Raw genomic sequence first — 3,390 nt, forward strand, 5'->3', positions numbered from 1 at the left:
CGCCGTCCCCGCCCTGTGCGGGCACGGCGTGCGGCGCGTTCTCGGCGGAACCGGGCGCCGCACCGTCGCCGTCCCCCCGCCGGAGCGGGAACCCCGGGCCTCGCCCGTTGGGCGGGGGCGCCCGGGGGTGCGGGACGGGCCCGCAGGCCGAGGGGTCGCAGGCCGACACCCGCACCACGGGACCCGCAGGCCGGGACTGTGCCCAGCCCATGAGTGACCTGCCCTGTCGCCTCCGCAGAGGTGCGGAGCCGTGTCGACGTGCGGCTCCGCCGCCTGGCAGTGATCAGCCACCTTCCACCCGCGCACCGGCACCCGCCCTGCACACGCCCCCGCACCCGACATCGCCCCCCCCAGAACCCCGCCCGCGCCCCCCTGGGCCGGAAATCGGCGGATGGCCGAGATGCCCCAGCCGGCCCGTGCGCCGGACAACCGCGGCGCGCACCGGTACGCGCCAAATCGTCCGGGCGGACCCGGCGGCGCCCGTCGGTACGCCCGCCCGCCGGTCCCCTGCGTCACAGCCCCGCCAGTGTGCGGGTTTACCGGCCCACCGGTGCCGACACGTCTTCACCGCACGGCCTTCCCGTGGGACACGCTTCCGGCCGATCGGGGCCCGCGGCCGGACCCGCGGGGCGGACGGTGCCCGCGGTGCCTGCCTAGCGTCCCGGTCCATGCGATCACCACTGATGAGACGCCTCGGACTCAGCACCGTCCTCGCCGTAGTCCTCGCGGTGTTCGGCCTGGCGCCCGCCGCGAGCGCGGCCCCGGCCGCCGCCGAGCTGACGTTCGCCACCGACAGCGCGACCACCACCCCCGGCGGCACGGTGAACCTGTCGATGACGATCACCAACAACAAGACCTACGACATCTGGTTCGTGTACCAGACGATCGACCCGACCTGGCTGACCACCCAGCGCCCCGACCTGAAGTACGGCTTCACCGGCTGCGCGCTGGCCACGGCCGCCGGCTCCACGCCCTGCGCCGGAACCGGTCCGGCCGACCTCGGCGCCAACTACGGCACCACCGTGCCACCCGGCCAGAGCCGTACCGTCACCCTGACGCTGCAGGTAGCCGCCGACTCCGGCTGCAACGGCAACATCGGGTTCTACTCGTACTTCTACGCCGAGTTCAGCGACAGCACGAGCATCAGCGGCGGGCCGGTGTACACACCCGAGACCCGCGTTCTCTGTGCCTGACGGGCCAGCAACCCAGTAAGCGCGCCCTCGCGTTGACCTGAAATCGGCCCGTGACCCGAACCGCTTCCCACGACCGGTCTCACCTCACCGCCACGGACGCGGGCAGCTGCCCCGGTGGGCCGGACCTGGCCCACCGGGGCGCCCCGCGGACCCCGGACCAGCAGGCGTCTCCCTCGCGCCGGCCGGATCCACGGCGTACGGGCGGACGGTCCCGGGCCAGGTCCGGTTCCACCGGAACCACATTGGTCACCTGCACTTTTCCGTCATGTTTCGCAACACCGGCACGAAAGCTACACAGAGACATCACTATGTGACGCGACGGATGTGTCGACGACCGGCTTCTGAGGGGGCGCCGGCGTCGCGCAGGGGGTGCGTCCGCTCCATGGGAGCCGTACCCACCCCTGCCCGGGGAGGGGACTTCACCGCATGAAGCGGACCATACGCACCGCCGTGCTCACCGTGGGCGCGCTCATCGCCTCGCTCGGCCTGCCGGCCGGCGCGGCACAGGCCGACACCACCACACCCCGCGTCGACCTGCGGGTGCTGGTGGTGAGCGACGGCGGCCCGTCCACCGACGCCATCGCGGCCGAACTCGACGCGGCCGGCACGCCGTACACCGAGATCGACCTGACGCGGTCGCAACGGCCCGTGATCGACGCCGGTTTCCTGGCCGACACCGTGGACGGCCGGCCACGCGCCAAGTACCAGGCGGTGGTGCTGCCCAACGACAACCCCTTCCCTGCCGCCTCCACGGAGATGGCGGCCCTCGCGGCCTACGAGCGGACGTACGCGGTGCCCCAGGTCGACGCCTACACCTACGCGCGTCCGGAAGCGGGTCTGCAGTATCCGGTGTACGGCGGCTACTCCGGCAGCGTCGACGGCGTGCGGGCGTCGGTGACCACCGCAGGCCGGGCCGGACCCTTCGGCTACCTCGACGGCGCCGTGCCCTTCGAGGACATCGACCCCGCCGTCGGAGAGAGTTACGCCTACCTGTCGAACCCGGTCGCGGGCGCCGACTTCACCTCCTACGTCGACGCGCCGATCCCCGGCCGGGCGACGCGGGGCTCCCTGGTGGGCGAGTACCGGCACGACGGGCGGCGGGAGCTGGTCGTCACGTTCGTCTACAACCAGTACCAGCAGCAGTTCCGGCTGCTGGCCCGCGGCATCGTGGAGTGGATGACCGGCGGTGTCCATCTGGGCGCCTCCCGGAACTACTTCGCGGTGCACGTCGACGACGTGTTCGCCGCCGACGACCGCTGGAACACCGCCCTCAACTGCACCCCGGGCGACGTCGACTGCACCGACCCGGACGTCACCGCGGACCCGATCCGGATGACGCCGGCCGACGTCGACCACGCCGTCGCCTGGCAGCGGCAGCACGACTTCACCCTCGACTTCGCCTACAACGGCGCGGGCAGCGTCGACCACCGTGAGGACAACAACGGCGCCGACCCGCTCGCCGACGAACTGATCGCCGACCGGAACGCGTTCCGCTGGATCAACCACACCTACACGCACGCCTTCCTCGGCTGTGTGCAGGACACCTCGGTGGTGCCGTGGAAGTGCGCCACGAACGCCGACGGCTCCACGCGGTGGGTGAGCCGCGACGAGATCGCGGACGAGATCGCCGCCAACCGGGCGTGGGGCCAGCGGGCCGGAATCCCCCTGGAACACGACGAGCTGGTCACCGGCGAGCACTCGGGGATGAGGGTCCTGCCGCAGCAGCCCGCGGACAACCCCAACCTGGCCCTCGCGCTCGACGACACCGACATCGCCTGGCTCGGCTCGGACAACTCCCGTGAGCCCGGGCAACGTTCGGTCGGACCGGCGACCACCGTCCCGCGCCACCCGATGAACGTCTTCTACAACGCCGGCCGCGCCGCCGAGCAGACCGACGAGTACAACTGGATCTACACGAGCCGCGCCCAGGGCGGCAGCGGCATCTGCGAGGACAACCCGGCCACCACCACCTGCCTCGCCGCCCCGCTCGACCCGGCCACCGGCTACACCGGGCACATCGTGCCGCTGGAGACGCGGATCGCCCTCGGGCACGTGCTCTCCAACGACCCGAAGCCGCACTTCATCCACCAGTCGAACCTGGCCGAGGACCGCATCGCCTACCCGGTGCTGAGCGGCGTCCTCGACGGTACGCGGCGCTGTTCGCCGACGACACCCCCTTGTCTGAACCCGCCGGACC

At 72.3% G+C, this 3,390-nt stretch carries 1 protein-coding gene and 1 pseudogene; both read left to right on the forward strand.

Annotated elements, in window-relative coordinates; all coding sequences use genetic code 11:
- Nucleotides 1-668 precede the first annotated feature (668 nt).
- Nucleotides 669-1,193, forward strand: coding sequence for a hypothetical protein (locus tag BM536_RS38315; protein ID WP_094104084.1), 525 nt, complete (start codon nt 669-671; stop codon nt 1,191-1,193).
- 426 nt (nt 1,194-1,619) lie between these two features.
- Nucleotides 1,620-3,390, forward strand: a pseudogene (locus BM536_RS38320) (hypothetical protein); the annotation flags it as partial.

The sequence above is a fragment of the Streptomyces phaeoluteigriseus genome, assembly GCF_001896135.2.
Lineage (GTDB): Bacteria > Actinomycetota > Actinomycetes > Streptomycetales > Streptomycetaceae > Streptomyces > Streptomyces phaeoluteigriseus.

Coding starts and splice junctions, on each gene's coding strand:
- BM536_RS38315 (WP_094104084.1), top strand. CDS start 669: ATGCGATCACCACTGATGAGACGCCTCGGACTCAGCACCGTCCTCGCC.